The organism is Inhella sp., assembly GCF_041912635.1.
In the GTDB taxonomy this organism is placed as follows: Bacteria; Pseudomonadota; Gammaproteobacteria; order Burkholderiales; family Burkholderiaceae_C; genus Inhella.
Genome location: NZ_JAYRMO010000023.1, coordinates 1 through 16,718 on the forward strand (window position 1 = coordinate 1; position 16,718 = coordinate 16,718).

Genomic DNA, 16,718 nt, shown 5'->3' on the forward strand with positions numbered 1-16,718 from the left:
AGGGGCCGGACGCAAGGCGCCGGCGCGCAGCCGGACTCGCGTCCGGCAAGCGCTGGCAACGCAGCAGCGGGCCCCTGGGCGACCGAACCCTCTGGGCCGGGGCCATTCAGGGGGCCATCCGTCGTTGCCGGCTCGTTGTGGGGCCCGCCCCACGGCCTCGCCGACGCCTCGTCTGGCCCCCTGACTGGTCCCCGGCGCGGGGTACTCCCAAAGCCCGACAGCCTCCTTGCCCTGTGCTAGCGTGAAGCGCATGCTCGGCCCCACGCGCGCTCCGCTGAAACACTGGCTGTTCCACTGGCCCAGCCTGCTGACCTGCCTGCTGTGCGTGGGCGTGGTGCTGGCCACCGCCGATCTGCGCGCCACGGACCGCATCGAGGCGCAGCGCCGCGAGGTGCAGCGCCTGCTGAGCGAGGCGCAAGCCCGGCTGGATCTGGTGGTGGAGTCCACTTTCAGCCCGGCGGCCGGCCTGGTGGTGCTGATCCGCGTGGATGGGGGTGATCTCGGTTTCCGTGCACAGAGTAGCGGTTTGCGGCGCGGGTAAACCCGCGCGCGTATGAGACCCCCCTGGGCCAACGCCTACTGACCCGCTACGTCTCGGTGGATAACGTCCCCGCCCTTCCGGGATCCGTCAGGGGCGAGCTTGACCACGTTTCGTCAGCGCTTTGTTGGCGCCAAGGAGTTGCCGAGGTCGCTCACTGAGTTCGACGTCGAACAGTCGTTCCAGCTGAGCAAGGCGGATGTGGAGGCTATTCGCCTTCGTTTCAGAACCGCCGGCCGGCTGGGCGCCGCCGTGCAACTGCTGGCCCTCCGTGCGACAGGCCGAACCATGGAGCGGGTGGTCGGGCTGCCTCGCGCCTTGCTCCGCTACCTGTGCGACGCCTTCGGCCTTCCTGAAACCTCGCTGGCCAGCCTCAAAACCCTGTACCAGCGACGCGCCACCCTCTTCGCCCATCAAGCCTGGGCCCTGGAGCACTGCGGCGCCACTGCGGTCGACGACACCGTCATGTCTGAGCTGGCGGAGGTCCTGGCCAAGCTGGCCAACTCTGCGGCCTCGGTCGATGAACTGGTCAAGGATGCCGAGGTTTGGCTGCACGACCGAGACCATCTGCTTCCCAGCGATCGCGTGCTGCGCGACGCCGCTCGGGATGCATTTGCCTCGGCCGACGCGATGTCGCACGGCATCGTGCGCGCCCAGCTGTCGAATGAACAGCTCACCAAGCTGCTGGCGGCCGTGCACAGCAAGCGCCGCGGCCGGGGCGGCGGCTCGGTGCTGGAGTGGCTCAAAGGCACCGTCGGTAAGCACAGCCCAAGCGGCCTTGCCGAGGTGACCAGCAAGATCAGCTACCTGAAGCAGCTCGGCGTGCATGACTGGACCTTGGAAGGCCTGTCGGGACCCCGAATGCGCGCCTACGGTCAAGGGGTCGTCAACCGGCCGCCCGTCGAAACCAAGCGCCTCAAGCCCGACTCGCAAGCCTTGGAGGTGGTCTGCTTTCTTCGCATGACCCTGCTGAACCTGACCGATACGGCGCTGTTCATGGCCGCGCGCCGCATCAGCGACCTGATGCGGCATGCCAGCGTGCGTGTGCAATCCAAACAGACGCGCGGCCTGACGCACTACCGCGAGCGCCAGGACCAGATCCGCGCGATCGTCCATGGTGAGGACCAGGCTGACGAGCAGAAGATCGCAGCCCTCAAGCAACTGCTGCCCGCCCATGAAAGCGAGCAGCGCTTCAGTCGCGCCGCCCTGGTGCGCCAAGGCGTGGTGGACGACGCGATACGAGTCACCGCCTTGCTCAATGCCCTGGTCGGGCTGGACATCCAGGGCCACGTCGCCACGGCCTCTCTCAAGCTGGTTGGCCTGCTGCGCGCGCTTCGCGAGGGCAACGTCAAGGAGCTGCCACGGGACTTCGATCTGGGGCAGGCGGATCCGACTTGGCATGCATTGCTCAGCGACCCCAACCGCGTGCGGGCGCTGGCCGCGCTGCGCGCCTGCACCCTGGTCTCGGTCCGCCGGGACCTGCGCGCCGGACGGCTCTGGATCAATCACAGCCAGGAGTACCGCAACCGGGAGGAGATGCTCATCCCTCCCGCGCAATGGAAGAAGGAGCGCAGCCATCTGATCAGCGCCCTGAGCCTGACGACCGATCCAAAGAAGTTCCTCGAACGCCTGAACGCCAATCTGGAGGTCGGCCTGCGCGGCCTGGCCGAGGCGATCGAGGGGGGTGGCGTGGAAATCGATGCGCAGGGAGACTTTCGTCTGCCCGCGCTCGCGCCGCTGGAAGTGGATGACGAGGTGCGGCGCAACCGAGAGTTGATCGCCGCCGCGATCGGCGAGACGCAATTTAGCGACCTCATCGTCGAAGTGGATGTGCACGTTGGCTTCAGCGAAGTGCTGCTGGGCCGCAAGCCCGCTTCGATCCAAGAGCTGCTCGGGTGCTACGGGGCCTTGCTGGCCCATGGCACGGAGAACGACGCTAAGGGAGTCGCCGCCATGGTGCCCGGTCTGGAGGCTGCCCATGTCACGGCCGCCATGCGCGCACTCGAAGCCCAGGGGCGGCTGCGCCGCGCCAATGAGCGGGTCGTCGCCTTCCAGCGCCGCTTCCCGATCGCCGAGCTCTGGGGCAAGGCCGACAAGGCCTCGGCCGACATGATGGCCTTGGATGCCTCCAAGCACCTCTTCAGCGCCCGCATCGACCCACGCCGGCGCACCTACGCCGTGGGCATCTACACCCATGTCCTCAGCACATACGGCGTCATCTATGACCAGCCCATCGTGCTCAACGAACGTCAGGCCGGCGCCGCGCTCGAAGGCGTGGAGCAGCACAACGCCCGCGTCGAGGACGGCATCAAGCTGTCGCTGTTGGCGGTCGATACGCACGGCTACACCAACGTCGCGATGACGGTGGCCAAGCTGCTGGGCTTTGATCTGTGCCCGCAGCTGCGCAATCTCTCCGAGCGACGCCTGTTCCTGCCGCGCGGGATGGCCGTACCGGCGGCTCTCCGCGCGGCCGCCCTCTGCGACGTGTCCGAGCGCGCCATCGTCAAGGGCTGGGATGAGCTGCTTCGCCTGGTCGCTTCGATCCGAACGGGGCGGATCTCTGCCAAGCTGGTGCTGGAGCGCATGGGCAGCGCGGCCCAAGGGGATCCCCTGCACAAGGCCGCCGATCACTTGGGCCGCCTGCTGCGCACGCTCTACCTATGCGACTTCTTCAGCAATCCGGACTTCCGGCGCGAGATCCATACCCTGCTCAACCGAGGCGAATCGGTGCACCAGTTGCAGCGCGCCATCTTCCACGGCCGGCTGCTCCCGGAGCGCGGCCGCCGGGGCGACGAGATGCGCGCCATCTCGGGCTCGCACGCCCTGCTGACCAATATGGTCATCGCCTGGAACACCATGAAGATGCAGGAGGTCGTCGACCGGCGGCGCAAGGATAAGCAGCCTGTTGAGGAGGCCTGGATCCGCCGCATGGGTCCGGTGCAGTTCGGGAACATCAATTTTCGGGGGACCCTGTCCTTCGGAATCGAGCGCCACGCGGCGACGCTCCTGCAGCGCCAGCAGCCACAGCGCAGGCGCGCTTGATTGGGCGGCCGATGGCCTGGCCGGCCACGCCCACCAGCGCCTGTCCAGATCCGCACCCGCCTCCTCGCCATGGGATCGGTGCAAAAAGTAGCGGTTTCGAGATTCGTGCCATTACGAATCAACGGCTTACCGCATGACGGCGAAAGCACGATCTATGGGATCGGTGCAAAAAGTATCGGTTTCCCTCTCCGCGCTGCTTCGGCGCCCCATTCGGCCTGAACGGGCCTGTCCCTGGCTCGCGCAGAAGCCGAGCACTCATGCGAGGCCGCCGACTTACAGACAGCTACAGAGCAGATGCACATTTCCCCGCCTTTTGGGGTGTCCACAGCCCGGGCCTCCACAAGGCCCGGCTTAGCGCCACGATTGTTCATGCTGGCATCCACGCAAAACTATGAGGAGCCCGCGCCAGGCAATCCGTCAATTGGATGAAGGGAATACCCTCCAGAGTAAGGAGCCGAGGACAACTAATCTTCCCTCTGAAAGTTTATCCGCGGCATTGGGCCAGCGGTGCGCTTTCGCCTTTTCAATCTATGGAGGATAAATTGATCATCAAGAATCCAGAGAAGATGAAGGGATATTCACTGCCTTTCCGAGAGGTTGCCGTTGCGGTAGCGATGGCAATGGTCGGCAGTGCTGCCATGGCCGACCAAGAGTTGGCGGAAAAGTTCCCGCAGATCGCCAACGTGCCATTGATGAGCCTTCCGCCCCTCGGCAGCATTCCAACTTACTACGTCAACCTTGATGCTCTCACGATGGCAGACCTCCTGCGGCGGGACCGCGAGGAGGGCAGGAAGTATTTTAGTAAAGGCAAACCATCTCACCTTGAGAAGTTCATTGTCAAGAGAGCGCACTTGCCTGTAGGGAACTCTTCCGGCAATGGATTCTCACAAGGAAACCCGAATATATGCATCACTGAGATAAATGCCAGTATTCCGGCCTGGAACAACTGGAACGATCCGCCGGCTTCATTTAATGCGCCAATTGTGGCGGCCCGGACCTGCACCACGAATCCTGCGGTAGGACCGATAACAAGAAGTAGTCCTGCATTGACATCGCTTTACACCAGCTTTGGTGTAAAGGTTGTTCATAATCCAGGATTCAAAGTGCAGGTGCTAAACAAGATTGGCGAAAACGTGAGTGCTGTTCAGGCCAATCCGGAGCCCGCCATTGGATGGGGAACGTCCTTTTTCGACACGAACGGAACAGGTGGGCGTTTGCAAGAAGTGGTCTGGATTAATGCCGCGTACATCTATAATTGATAGTTGAATGAGGCGGCGAGTAATTGCGTGCTCAACGGGTTACTCGCCAAATTTTCTTGAATGCGCCTTGGCGGGTCTGTCGGTATGCGAGTTAAGCTGCATGTATTTCATCTTGCTGTCGCCATCAACTGCTTCTGGTTTGGGCAGAATTCGGCTGCTGCAATCCCCCAGATTGTCAGCTCTGACACCCACACGCTTGCGCTCAAAAGCGACGGCAGCCTATGGGCGTGGGGCAACAACTATCGGGGGGTGCTTGGCGATGGAACGACGACAAGCAGGCCAAGTCCCGTGCTTATTGGGCGCGAATTTGTAAATATTGCCGCCGGCTATCTAAGTAGTTTTGCGATAAAAAAGGATGGCAGTTTGTGGGCTTGGGGGCCGAATGAGCAAGGGCAACTGGGGGATGGCAGCACGACTGATCAACTACGCCCCGTCAAGATTGGTGAAAATTTTGAGTTAGTCGTCGCAAATTGGTTCTCCGCTGCGGCCCTCAGCCGGGACGGCGGTCTTTGGACATGGGGGAAGAACGCCCATGGCATCCTTGGCATAGGCTCACTGACGCCTCCTGTATTGACTACTCCAGTCAGAATCGGGGAGGGATTTAAAAAGCTGGCCAGCAGCAAGGCGCACGTCCTGGCGCTAAAAGGTGATGGCAGTTTGTGGGGCTGGGGGGCAAACGGCGAAGGCGAACTTGGCGATGGAACGCTTACTGACCGGTACATTCCAAAGCTACTTGGTCAAGGCTTCGAAAGCATCACGGCAGGCGAGAGTTTCTCATTGGCCATCAAGCGGGACGGAACGCTCTGGGCCTGGGGTTGGAATGCCTACTCGCCGTTGGGGATCGGGAAACTTTCGACAGGACTCTATCCCGATCCTCGATGGCCAGCCGGCGTTTTTGTGAATCGGCCAACAAAAGTCAGCGGGACCGGGTATGTTGCAGTAACCAATGGCAGCTATCACGCGCACGCCATCAAGGCCGACAATAGCCTCTGGGGTTGGGGACTCGGTATATACGGCGCACTAGGCGACGGGCTGGATACGGCGCCAGATGGCAAAACGCATATCGTCTACGAGCCGAAGAAGATTGGCGACGAATACTGGAAGACGACCCCGGGAGGGGGCGGAAACAGCGGTTTTGCAATAACCTTTGATGGCACTTTGTTCGCCTGGGGAGGAAATGCAGGCGGACTGCTGGGTGACGGCACTCTTATCAATCGGCTAGTTCCAACAAATATCGGGTTCAATGTTTACACGGACCAACCTGAAGTGACGATGGTGTCTATTGGCACACTTCGCCGTCGATCCGTGAAAGCCCAATTTTCTCCAGCCCGGATGGACGCAGGAAAATTTGGTTGCAGTTTCGTTGCAGCGGTTTTTCCATGGGATGGAAGCATCTTGACCCTATCATCGAATGGATGGGGTGTTCATGATGACCGCAACCCATCGCCATTCCGGTGCGGACGGTTGACGGCACAGGAGGCTGAACTTGCAATAGAGGCGGACTTGTCGCAGTACTCAGGTGCGCATATCTACATCGGATATGGACTCGGAAGCGTCCCGCGAGATGCGCTTCGCGACATGCTGACCAACAATCGCGTCTTTCACAGGTATACCGTTGAATGAACTACCGCCCTAGTGATAAGCGCGCATGAAGTCGGATTGATGAATGTTGTTAATTCAATATGAACGACTATTTTCTATAGTCTTGGTTGGCCTTTTGGCGACAGCAATCACGAATGCGTTTGCACGACCTCTTGCAACTCAGTCTGAGTGTCATGTCGGAAACTCTGAATCTGCGGCGTCTAGACAGTGGTGGCATCGGAGCTTGCATATTCGCCATGACCAGGAGCAAATCCGCGGCGCCGGAATCACAATCGCACTGATTGACAGTGGTGTCGACCTATCACACCCCCTGCTGCGCGATAGGTTGGACGGTCGTGGTGCCAATTTTGGCGACTGCAACATGGATCTTGCCGACTGCTCAAGGCCTGATGCTCCGGCACCACAGGATCAGTTAGGCCACGGAACTCAAGTTGCGGGTGTCCTAGTTGGGCCGGTTGTCGGCGTTGCAGCATCCAGGGCCAAACTCCTCCCGATCAAGATCAACCCTGGCACAGAAGATGATTTCTCCGCACGAACGGTATCCGCTGCAATTCGGTACGCCGTTCTGGCTGGAGCGCATCTGATTCACCTCAGCTTTGCAATGCCTAACGCGACGCAGGCGGAGCGTAGTGAGGTCGACAGCGCACTGTCATTTGCTGAGCAGTCTCGTGTCGTTGTGGTCGTCGCTGGAGGGAACCACGGTCCCCTTGCTGTCTACCCTGCGACCCACCCATCAGTTATTGCGGTAGGCGGCATCGGATGCTCTGGCGAGCCGTTGAGGGGCACGGCGATTAGCTCGGAAATCGTTGTGGCTGCCCCGGCAGAGCAGGTGCAAACGACCCTCTTGGGAGGAGGCACTGGACCTTCGATGCGAGGGACGTCCATCGCGGCTCCATTTGTAACGGCGACGTTGGCGAACCTACTGGCGCTGAATCCTGACCTCACTGCGGCCCAAATGCGAGCGGCCCTCATGACTTCAGCGACGCCATTGCGTTGGGGCGGGAAGTCAAACAGCAAGTTGCACTTCAAGCAACTCGGGTTTGGGCTGCTCAACGTTCAAGCGACGAAGGGCCGCCTGAACAAAGTAGGCAAGCCGAGGGCATTTCCATCTATTGATGACGGAAGACAAGGCCGGTGACTCTGCATGCAATTGCAGACAGCATTTGGTTTCGCTCGCTCATCTTGGATCGTGCTGTAGCGATAAGTCTTCTTATCGACACAGCAACGAATCAGGACGAAACTGTTCCCCGTGAAAATCGTCCAGGTCGCAGCTGCGGGCGTGAGCAAGGACAGCGAAGGCTGGCCGAGCTCGGCCGCGATCGCAGCTCTGCGTGCTTGGGTCGAGGGCATTCCGGCACCTGAAGTGGCCGCGCGCTACTGGACGGCGCAGGAGCGCGTGGGCCGAAACGCCCGTGGTTTGATCGCTGGTGTGAAGCAGCAGTTGGGGCAATGGGCAAACGCCCGCGGCAGGCCAGACCTAGCCGACGCTGTGGCCGCGCTGCGTCCCACCGCGCAGAGTCGCGACAGGCTGGCCGCTCTGCTGGACAGGCTGCACCGTTTGCCACCAGCAAACCCGCTGATAGGCGATGAGGTGGGGCGATGGCTGCCGCCACGCGTTGCCAGGGTTCTGCTGGCCGCTGGAATGCGCACACTGGCCGACCTGACTCTGCGTGTGCCGCGCCGCCGCCGCTGGTGGAGTGTGGTCCCGGGGCTTGGATCTGCAGGCGCGCGCCAGGTGGAAGCCTTCTTTGACGCGCACCCGGCACTGACGGAGCGCGCCAGGGCCCTGGTCGCAGTCCGTACGCCCGACTTGGTGCCCTGGGAAAAGCTGGAAGTGCCTGAGGTACTTGACGGCACGCAAGGGCGGTACCGGGCGCCCATCAGGGACTGCCTGCTGCGGGCTGACAACGATTACGACGCGATCAACGCCTGGCTGCAACTGCACGAGTCCCCGGCCACGCAGCGTGCCTACCGCAAGGAGGCTGAGCGCTTGCTGCTGTGGGCCATCGTGGAACAGGGCCGGGCGCTGTCATCGCTGAGCACCGAGGATGCCACCGCCTACCGTCGCTTCCTGAGCCAGCCGTCGCCCCGGATGCGCTGGGTGGGGCCGGCCCGGCCGCGCAGCTCGCCAGAGTGGCGGCCGTTCACTGGTGCACTGGCGCCGCGCTCCGTGGCCTATGCCCTAAGCGTGCTCAATGCAATGTTCCGGTGGCTGGTCGAACAGCGCTACCTCCTGGCCAACCCCTTCGCCGGGGTCAAGGTGCGTGGTTCCGGGGCCGCAGCTGTCGACGCGCGCCGCGCCTTCACAGCCGGCGAGTGGATGCTGCTGCGCGTGGTCGCCGATGGATTGGAGTGGTCCTACGGCTGGTCGCCCGAGGCCGCGAAACGCATGCGCTTCGTGCTGGACTTCTGCTATTCGACGGGCCTGCGAGCCAGTGAGCTGGTTGGGGCCAAGCTCGGCCAGCTGGAGCGAGATCGGACCGATGTGACATGGCTGCGTGTCCGGGGCAAGGGGAATCGGGAGGGGCGGGTGGCGATCCCAGCGCTGGCCAGCGAGGCCTTGGACCGCTACCTGCTGGAGCGCAAGCTGCCAACGTCGCCATCGCGCTGGGATCCCGCAACCCCGCTGATCGGAAGCTTGGGGACCGAGCCCGGCATCACCGCCGGCCGGCTCTGGGCCATGCTTAAGCGCTTCTTCGCCACCGTCGCCAAAGCGGTGCAGGACGACAACCCAGCCCTGGCGGAGAAGCTGCTGAAGGCCAGTCCGCATTGGATGAGGCACACCCATGCGACGCACTTGCTCGACTCCGGCGCCGACCTTGCGGCCGTGCGCGACAACCTGCGGCACGCGTCAATCAACACGACTTCGCTGTACTTGCACAGCGATGACGCACGCCGCGCCAGTCAAGTCGGAGCGGCGTTCAAGCGGCGGGAGTAGCTCCGAGTGGCCGTGGGTTAACCCGCATGCGAAACCGCTACTCTGTGCACGGAAACCGAGATCACCCCGGATGGCGACCTCAGCGCCGAGCGCTTTGGCCGCCATGTCGAGGCCCTGCAGGCCGAGCGGCCGCAGGTGCGCAATGTGGTGGCCGCGCCGGACGACGTGGTGCGCCTGGTGCACCCGCTGCGCGGCAATGAAAAGGCGCTGGGGCTGGACTACCGCACCGTGCCGGCGCAGTGGGCCCAGATCGAAGCGGTGCGCAGCGCCCGCCGCAGCCTGATCTACGCGCCGGTGAAATTGGTGCAGGGGGGCTTGGGCGTGATCCAGCGCAACCCGGTCTTCGTCAACACGCCGGAGGGCGAGCAGTACTGGGGCTCGGTCTCGCTGGTGGCCGATCTGCAGCGCTTCATGGCCCTGGCCCAGTTGCCCGAAAAGGAGCTGAAGCTGGGCCTGTTCCAGCAGCGCCCCGATGGCAGCGCGGGCGAAGCGATTTGGGGTGATGGGCGCTTGCCGGCACGGGACACAGCGCGGGTGCCCGTGCGCCTGCCGGGCGCGCAATGGTTGCTGCTGGGCCGCCCGCCGCAGGGCTGGCAGACCGGGCGCGACTGGGGCGACCCCGTGGTGCTGGGGGTGGCGGCCGGTGGCCTGCTGGTCTGCGGGCTGAGCTTTGCCCTCGGCCAGCGCCGCCGCCTGCTGCAGCTGCGCAACGCCGAGCTGGCGCGTGAGATCGAGCAGCGCCGCCAGGCCCATGAGGATGCCGAGGCTGCACGCGCCCGCTACGAGGGGTTGGTGGCCATGGCCTCGGACTGGCTGTGGGAGCAGGACGCGCAGTTCCGCCTGACCTACCTTTCCAAGAGCGATGCCAGCGTGATGGGCTCACTCAACACCCTGCTAGGCCTGCGCCGCTGGGAAGCCCCGAACTTGCTGCCCGGACCGGACTGGGCGGCTCACCGCGCGCAGCTGGAACGGCACGAGGCCTTCCGGGACTTCGAGTACAGCCTGCTCGGGCCGGACCGTCAGGTCATCCACGTCAGCGTGTCAGGGGCACCGGTGTTCGACGAGCAGGGCCAGTTCTGCGGCTACCGCGGCACCGGACGGGACCTGACGGCGATCCGCGCAGCCGAGCTGGAGCTGCGCCACTCCAGCGAGGAGCTGGGCGAGGCCCACGACCGCCTGCAGGCCCTGTTCGACGCGGCGCTCGAGGTGGCCATCATCGCCACCGATGCCGACGATCGCATCACCGTCTTCAACCGCGGCGCCGAGCGCATGCTGGGCTGGCGCGCCGACGAGGTGCTGGGCAGCTCGCCGCACCGCTTCCACGATCCGGCCGAGATCGAGCAGCGCGCGCGCGAGCTCAGCGCGCGCTTCGGACGGCCAGTGAGCACCGAGGAAGTCTTCGTGCTGCCGGCGCGCGGCACCGGCAGCGAAACGCGGCTGTGGACCTTCCGCACCCGCAGCGGCCAGGCGCTGACGGTCTCGCTCACCGTCTCCGAAGTGCGCGACCGAGCCGGCCGCCTGCTCGGGCATCTGGGCATCGCACTCGACCAGAGCGCCCAGCTGGCTGCCCAGCGTGCCGAGCGCGAGGTGGCGCAACGCCTGCAGGCCCTGCTCGACTCGGCCATCGAGGTTGGCATCATCACCGTCGACCTGCAGGGCCATGTCACTCTTTTCAGCCGCGGCGCCGAGCGCCTGCTGGGCTGCAACGCCGCCGAGGCCCTGGGCCTGCAGGCACGCGAATTCCACGCGCGCGACGAGATCGAGCAGGAGGCCCAGCGCCTGAGCGCCCAGCAGGGCCGGCTGGTGCAGCGCCACGAGGTGTTTGAACGCCAGGCCGCCGGCCTGGATGGCGGGCACCGCCGTATCTGGACCTATGTGCGCCGCGACAACGGCCAGCACCTGCGCGTCTCGCACACCTTCACGCGCCTGCACGACCTGCAGGGCCAGCACATCGGCTACCTGGCCGTGGTGCTGGACATCAGCGAGCAGCTGCGCGCCCAGGATGCCCTGGCCGCCAGCAACCGGCGCCTGCAGGCCGTGCTCGATTCGGCCATGGATGTCGGCATCCTTGTGGTGGCGCTGGATGGACGGGTGGAGCTCTTCAACCGCGGTGCCGAGCAGCTGTTCGGCTACCGCTCCGCCGAAGTGATCGGCCGCAACGCCATGATGCTCCACGACGCCCAAGAACTGCAGCGCCGCACCGCTGCCCTGAGCCAGGAGCTGGGCCGGCCGGTGCACAAACACGAACTGTTCACGCTCAACCTCGACGCCGACGGCCACAGCAGCCTGAGCCATTGGGTCTATGTGCGCAAGAACGGCGAGCGCGTGCAGGGGGCGCTGCGCTTCAACGAAATGCGCGATGCCGATGGCCACCCGCTCGCCTACCTGGCGATCTGCCTGGACGTGAGCGAGCAGGCGCGCGCGCAGGCCCAGCTGGAGCAGCTGAACGCCGAGCTGGAAGCCCGCGTGCAGGCCCGCACGGCCGAGCTGCGCAGCGCCATGCAGACCCTGCAGCAAGCCCAGGACGAGCTGCTGCGCGCCGAGAAGATGGCCGCCCTGGGCTCCCTGGTGGCCGGCGTGGCGCACGAGCTCAACACCCCGATCGGCAACTGCCTGACGGCCGCCTCCACGCTGGAGGAACGCAGCCGCGATGTGCGCCGCGCCTTCGAGGCCAACAGCCTGCGCAAGTCCGCTCTGGCCTCCTTCCTGGCCGAGGCGCATGGCGCCAGCGAGCTGCTGCTGCGCGGCCTGCGCAACGCCGCCGATCTGGTCTCGCACTTCAAGCAGGTTTCAGTGGACCAGACCAGCGAGCAGCGGCGCCGCTTTCCGCTCGCCGCGCTGGTGGAGGACGTGCTCTCGGTGCTGCGGCCCAAGCTCAAGCATTCGCAGATCGGCCTGCACACCCGCATCGAGCTGGCGCAGGATCTGGACGGCTACCCCGGTGCGCTCGGTCAGCTGCTGACCAATCTGGTGCTGAATGCCCAGGTCCACGCCTTCGAGGGCGTGGCCAGCCCGCAGATCTGGATCGAGGCGCGCGCGCTCGAAGACGGCGAGCACCTGGAGCTGCAGGTCAGCGACAACGGCGTGGGCATGAACGAAGAGGTGCGCCGGCGCGCCTTCGACCCCTTCTTCACCACCAAGATGGGCCAGGGCGGCACCGGCCTGGGCCTGAACATCGTCTACAACATCGCCACCGGCGTGCTGGGTGGGCAGGTGGAGCTGCGCTCCGCCCCGGGCCAGGGCACGAGCTTCATCTTCAAGCTGCCGCTGGTGGCCCCGCACGCCCGCGAAACCGCCGATGCGCTAAGGACCGGCGGCTGAGGCCGCCGGAGCCTCAGCTACACCAGCGCCGTGCGTTCTGGAACATGCGGATCCACGGCGAGTGCGCCGCCAGATCCGCCTCGCCGCGCCAGCTCATCTGCGCATTGCGGAACACGCGCTCGGGGTGCGGCATCATGGCCGTGAAGCGGCCGTCCGGCGTGGTGACGGCCGTGAGCCCGCCCGCGCTGCCATTCGGGTTCAGCGGGTAGGCCTCGGTGGGCTGGCCGGCGCCGTCGACGAAGCGCATGGCGCGCTGCAGGCTGGCGGCGTCGCCCTGCACGCTGAAGTCGGCCCGGCCTTCGCCATGGGCCACCACGATGGGGGCACGGCTGCCGGCCATGCCGGTGAAGAAGATCGAGGGCGAGTCCAGCACCTCGACCATCGTCAGGCGCGCCTCGTACTGCTCGGAGGCATTGCGCACGAACTTCGGCCAAGCCTGGGCGCCCGGAATCATCGCAGCCAGGGCGGCCAGCATCTGGCAGCCGTTGCACACGCCCAGCGCGAAGGTATCCGGGCGTGCGAAGAAGGCCTCGAACTGGGCTTTCAGGCCGGCATCGAAGAGGATGGAGCGGGCCCAGCCCTCGCCGGCACCCAGGGTGTCGCCGTAGGAGAAGCCGCCGCAGGCCACGAAGCCGCGGAAATCCCTCAGCGCATGTCGGCCGGACTGCAGATCGCTCATGTGCACGTCCACGGTCTCGAAGCCGGCCAGGTGCATGGCATAGGCCATCTCGACATGCGAGTTCACCCCCTGCTCGCGCAGGATGGCCACGCGCGGCTTGCTGGCGGCCTTGAAGGCGGCGGCCACGTCTTGCGCGGGGTCGAAGCTCAGGTGGCGATGCAGGCCAGGCGCCTGCGGATCGGTGGCTAGCGCGTATTCGGCGTCGGCGCAGGCGGGGTTGTCGCGCAAGCGGGCAATGCCGTGGCTGACCTTCTCCCACTCCTGCAGGGCCTCGGCAAGGCTGAGCTTGAGCACGCACTGCGCGTCGCGCCAGACCGAGATCGCGCCGTCGCTGCTGGGCTTGCCCACCACATGGCTGTGCGCGGACAGGCCGTGCTGGCGCAGGATGGCGAACACGGCATCGCGCTGCGCGGCGCTGACCTGGATCAGCGCACCCAGCTCCTCGTTGAAGAGCGCCCGCAGGGTCTGCTCATGGCGACGGCCGCTGACCTGGGCCGCCCAGTTCTTGGCGTCGCCCATCTCGGCCTTGCTGTCATCCACGCCGGTGCTCTCGGTCACCAGCATGTCGATGTTCAGCGCCAGGCCCAGCCGGCTGGCAAAGGCCATCTCGCAGGCGGTGGCCCACAGGCCGCCGTCGCTCTTGTCGTGATAAGCCAGCACCAGCCCCTGCGCGCGCAAGGCGTTGATGGCGTTCACCAGCTGGACCAGCAGCTCCGCCTGGTCCAGATCGGGCACGGCGCCGCCGAACTGCTGCTGCGTCTGCGCCAGGATCGAGCCGCCCATGCGGCCCTGGCCCCGCCCCAGATCGATGGCGATCAGCACCGAATCCCCCTCGCGTGCCAGCTCGGGCGTCAACGTGCCGGCCACCGTGGGCAGGCTGGCGAAGGCCGAGACGATCAGCGAGACCGGTGCGGTGACCTGCTGGCCATCCCACTTCGTGCGCATGGACAGCGAGTCCTTGCCCACCGGAATGCCCACTCCCAGCGCCGGGCACAGCTCCATGCCCACAGCCCTGACGGTGTCAAACAAGGCCGCGTCCTCGCCGGCCTCGCCGCAGGCGGCCATCCAGTTGGCGCTGAGCTTCACATGCTTGAGCTCGATGGGCGCCGCCAGCAGATTGGTGATGGCCTCGGCCACCGCCATGCGACCCGAGGCCGGTGCGTCCACGGCCGCCAGCGGGGTGCGCTCGCCCATCGCCATGGCTTCGCCGGCCAGACCTTGGTAGTCCGCCAAGGTGACGGCGCAGTCCGCCACCGGCACCTGCCAGGGGCCGACCATCTGGTCGCGGTGCGTCAGGCCCCCCACGGTGCGGTCGCCGATGGTGATCAGGAAGCGCTTGCTGGCCACGCTGGGATGGCGTAGCACGGCGCGTGCGGCCGGCTCCAGTTCGATGCCGTCGGCCACGAAGCGGCCAGCGTCGCGCGCCACACGGGCCACGTCGCGCGTCATCTTGGGCGGCTTGCCGAGCAGCACGTCCATCGGCATGTCGATGGGGGTGGCCTCCGGGTGCAGGGGGTCGTCCAAGCGCAGCTGCTTCTCGTCCGTCACACGGCCCACCACCGCAAACGGGCAGCGCTCGCGCTCGGCGAAGGACTGGAACAGGGGCAGCGACTCCGGCGCGATGGCCATCACGTAGCGCTCCTGGCTCTCGTTGCACCAGATCTCCTTGGGCGCCAGGCCGCTTTCCTCCAGCGGCACGGCGCGCAGGTCAAAGCGCGCGCCCTTGCCGGCGTCGTTCACCAGTTCGGGGAAGGCGTTGGAGATGCCGCCAGCGCCGACGTCGTGGATGGCCAGGATGGGGTTATCCGCGCCCAGCTGCCAGCAGCGGTTGATGACCTCCTGCGCCCGGCGCTGGATCTCCGGATTGCCGCGCTGCACCGAATCGAAATCCAGCTCGGCACTGTTAACGCCGGCGGCCATCGAACTGGCGGCACCACCGCCCATGCCGATTCGCATGCCCGGGCCGCCCAGCTGGATCAGCAGGGTGCCGGCGGGGAATTCGATCTTCTTCGTCAGGTCGGCGCGGATGGCACCGATGCCGCCGGCGATCATGATGGGCTTGTGATAGCCGCGCTGCACGCCGGCCACCGCCTGCTCATAGGCGCGGAAGTAGCCCAGCAGGTTCGGGCGGCCGAACTCGTTGTTGAAGGCGGCGCCGCCGATCGGTCCCTCGATCATGATCTGCAGCGGGCTGGCGATGTGCGCTGGCTTGTTTTCCGGCGTTTCCCAGGTTTCATTCAGGCCGGGCAGGCGCAGGTGGCTGACGGTGAAGCCCGTCAGCCCCGCCTTGGGCCGTGCGCCACGGCCGGTTGCGCCTTCGTCGCGGATCTCGCCGCCGGCCCCGGTGGCCGCGCCCGAGAAGGGCGAGATGGCGGTCGGGTGGTTGTGCGTCTCCACCTTCATCAGCACCTGAGCCTGCTCGGTGCGGGCGCGGTACACGCCGTCCTCGCCGGGCACCCAGCGCTCGATGGCCGAACCCTCCATCACCGCCGCGTTGTCGGCGTAGGCGATGACGGTGCGCTGCGGGTTCAGCTTCTCGGTGTTGCGGATCATGCCGAACAGCGAATGCGACTGGGGTTCGCCGTCGACGATGAACTGGGCGTTGAAGATCTTGTGCCGGCAATGCTCGCTATTGGCCTGCGCAAACATCATCAGCTCGACATCGCTGGGGTTGCGCTTGAGCTTGTGCGCGAAGGCGTCCAGCAGGTAGTCCACCTCGTCGTCCGACAGCGCCAGGCCCCAATCCCGGTTGGCGGCTTCCAGCGCCGTACGGCCCTGGCCCAGCACATCCACGCGCTCCAGCACCTGGGCGTCCTTCTCGTCAAACAGATGGCGGGTGCCTTCCAGGTCCACCAGCACCGACTCGGTCATGCGGTCGTGCAGCAGGCCCGCGGCCAGCTGCCATTCGGCCTCGCTCAGGGGCTTGGCGCTGCCCAGCAAGGGCTTGTCCAGAGTCAGCAGGTATTCGGTCACGCGCTCCACGCGCTGGATCGGGAAGCCGCAGTTGTGCGCAATGTCGGTCGCCTTGGAAGCCCAGGGGCTCACCGTACCCAGTCGAGGCGTCACCAGCACCTTCGCCACCGCGCCGCTCGGCGCGGGCGCGGCCGCTTCACCGTAGCGCAGCAGCGCCGCCAGACGCTCGGTCTGCGCCGCATCCAGGGCCTGGGCCGTGGCCACCCAATGCCAGTAGCGCGCCTGCACCGCCTTCACGCGCGGCAACACCGCCTGCAACTTGCCCAGAAGGGCCTGAGCCCGAAACGCCGACAAGGCGTTGCCGCCTTCGAAACCGTGCAGATGGTGGTGAGAAGCCATGGGGTGCGCGATAAAAAAGCGAGCCGC

General features: G+C 65.6%; 8 protein-coding genes. 7 read left to right on the forward strand and 1 reads right to left on the reverse strand.

Annotated elements, in window-relative coordinates; all coding sequences use genetic code 11:
• The first annotated feature begins 241 nt into the window (after positions 1-241).
• The 7 genes from ACE3QP_RS13975 (at position 242) to ACE3QP_RS14005 (ending at position 12,700) form a co-directional block, all read left to right on the forward strand.
• The gene (locus ACE3QP_RS13975; protein ID WP_374436985.1) at positions 242-541 is read left to right on the forward strand and encodes a hypothetical protein; all 300 of its coding nucleotides are present in this window, start codon (positions 242-244) and stop codon (positions 539-541) included.
• A gap of 99 nt (positions 542-640) precedes the next feature.
• Positions 641-3,580, forward strand: a complete 2,940-nt coding sequence (locus tag ACE3QP_RS13980; RefSeq protein ID WP_374436987.1) for a Tn3 family transposase — start codon at positions 641-643, stop codon at positions 3,578-3,580.
• A 542-nt stretch (positions 3,581-4,122) separates the two neighbouring features.
• Complete coding sequence (locus tag ACE3QP_RS13985; RefSeq protein WP_374436988.1) at positions 4,123-4,839, forward strand: hypothetical protein; 717 nt, start codon at positions 4,123-4,125, stop codon at positions 4,837-4,839.
• Positions 4,840-4,923: 84 nt separating this feature from the next.
• Positions 4,924-6,462, forward strand: a complete 1,539-nt coding sequence (locus ACE3QP_RS13990; RefSeq protein ID WP_374436990.1) for an RCC1 domain-containing protein — start codon at positions 4,924-4,926, stop codon at positions 6,460-6,462.
• A gap of 43 nt (positions 6,463-6,505) precedes the next feature.
• Entirely contained in the window at positions 6,506-7,579 is a 1,074-nt protein-coding gene (locus ACE3QP_RS13995; RefSeq protein ID WP_374436992.1) for a S8 family serine peptidase, read from the forward strand.
• Positions 7,580-7,690: 111 nt separating this feature from the next.
• Positions 7,691-9,379, forward strand: a complete 1,689-nt coding sequence (locus ACE3QP_RS14000; protein ID WP_374436994.1) for a phage integrase family protein — start codon at positions 7,691-7,693, stop codon at positions 9,377-9,379.
• Between the two features lie 147 nt (positions 9,380-9,526).
• Positions 9,527-12,700, forward strand: coding sequence for a PAS domain S-box protein (locus ACE3QP_RS14005; protein ID WP_374436996.1), 3,174 nt, complete (start codon positions 9,527-9,529; stop codon positions 12,698-12,700).
• A 13-nt stretch (positions 12,701-12,713) separates the two neighbouring features.
• On the opposite strand, the gene purL is transcribed toward ACE3QP_RS14005, so the two are convergent.
• The gene (purL, locus tag ACE3QP_RS14010) at positions 12,714-16,691 is read right to left on the reverse strand and encodes a phosphoribosylformylglycinamidine synthase (RefSeq protein ID WP_374436998.1); all 3,978 of its coding nucleotides are present in this window, start codon (positions 16,689-16,691) and stop codon (positions 12,714-12,716) included.
• Positions 16,692-16,718: the final 27 nt, after the last annotated feature.

What these genes read in the sequence shown, in the direction of transcription:
- ACE3QP_RS13990 (WP_374436990.1), top strand. Translation starts at nt 4,924, where the DNA reads ATGCGAGTTAAGCTGCATGTATTTCATCTTGCTGTCGCCATCAACTGC.
- ACE3QP_RS13995 (WP_374436992.1), top strand. Translation starts at nt 6,506, where the DNA reads ATGTTGTTAATTCAATATGAACGACTATTTTCTATAGTCTTGGTTGGC.
- purL (WP_374436998.1), bottom strand. Translation starts at nt 16,691, where the DNA reads ATGGCTTCTCACCACCATCTGCACGGTTTCGAAGGCGGCAACGCCTTG.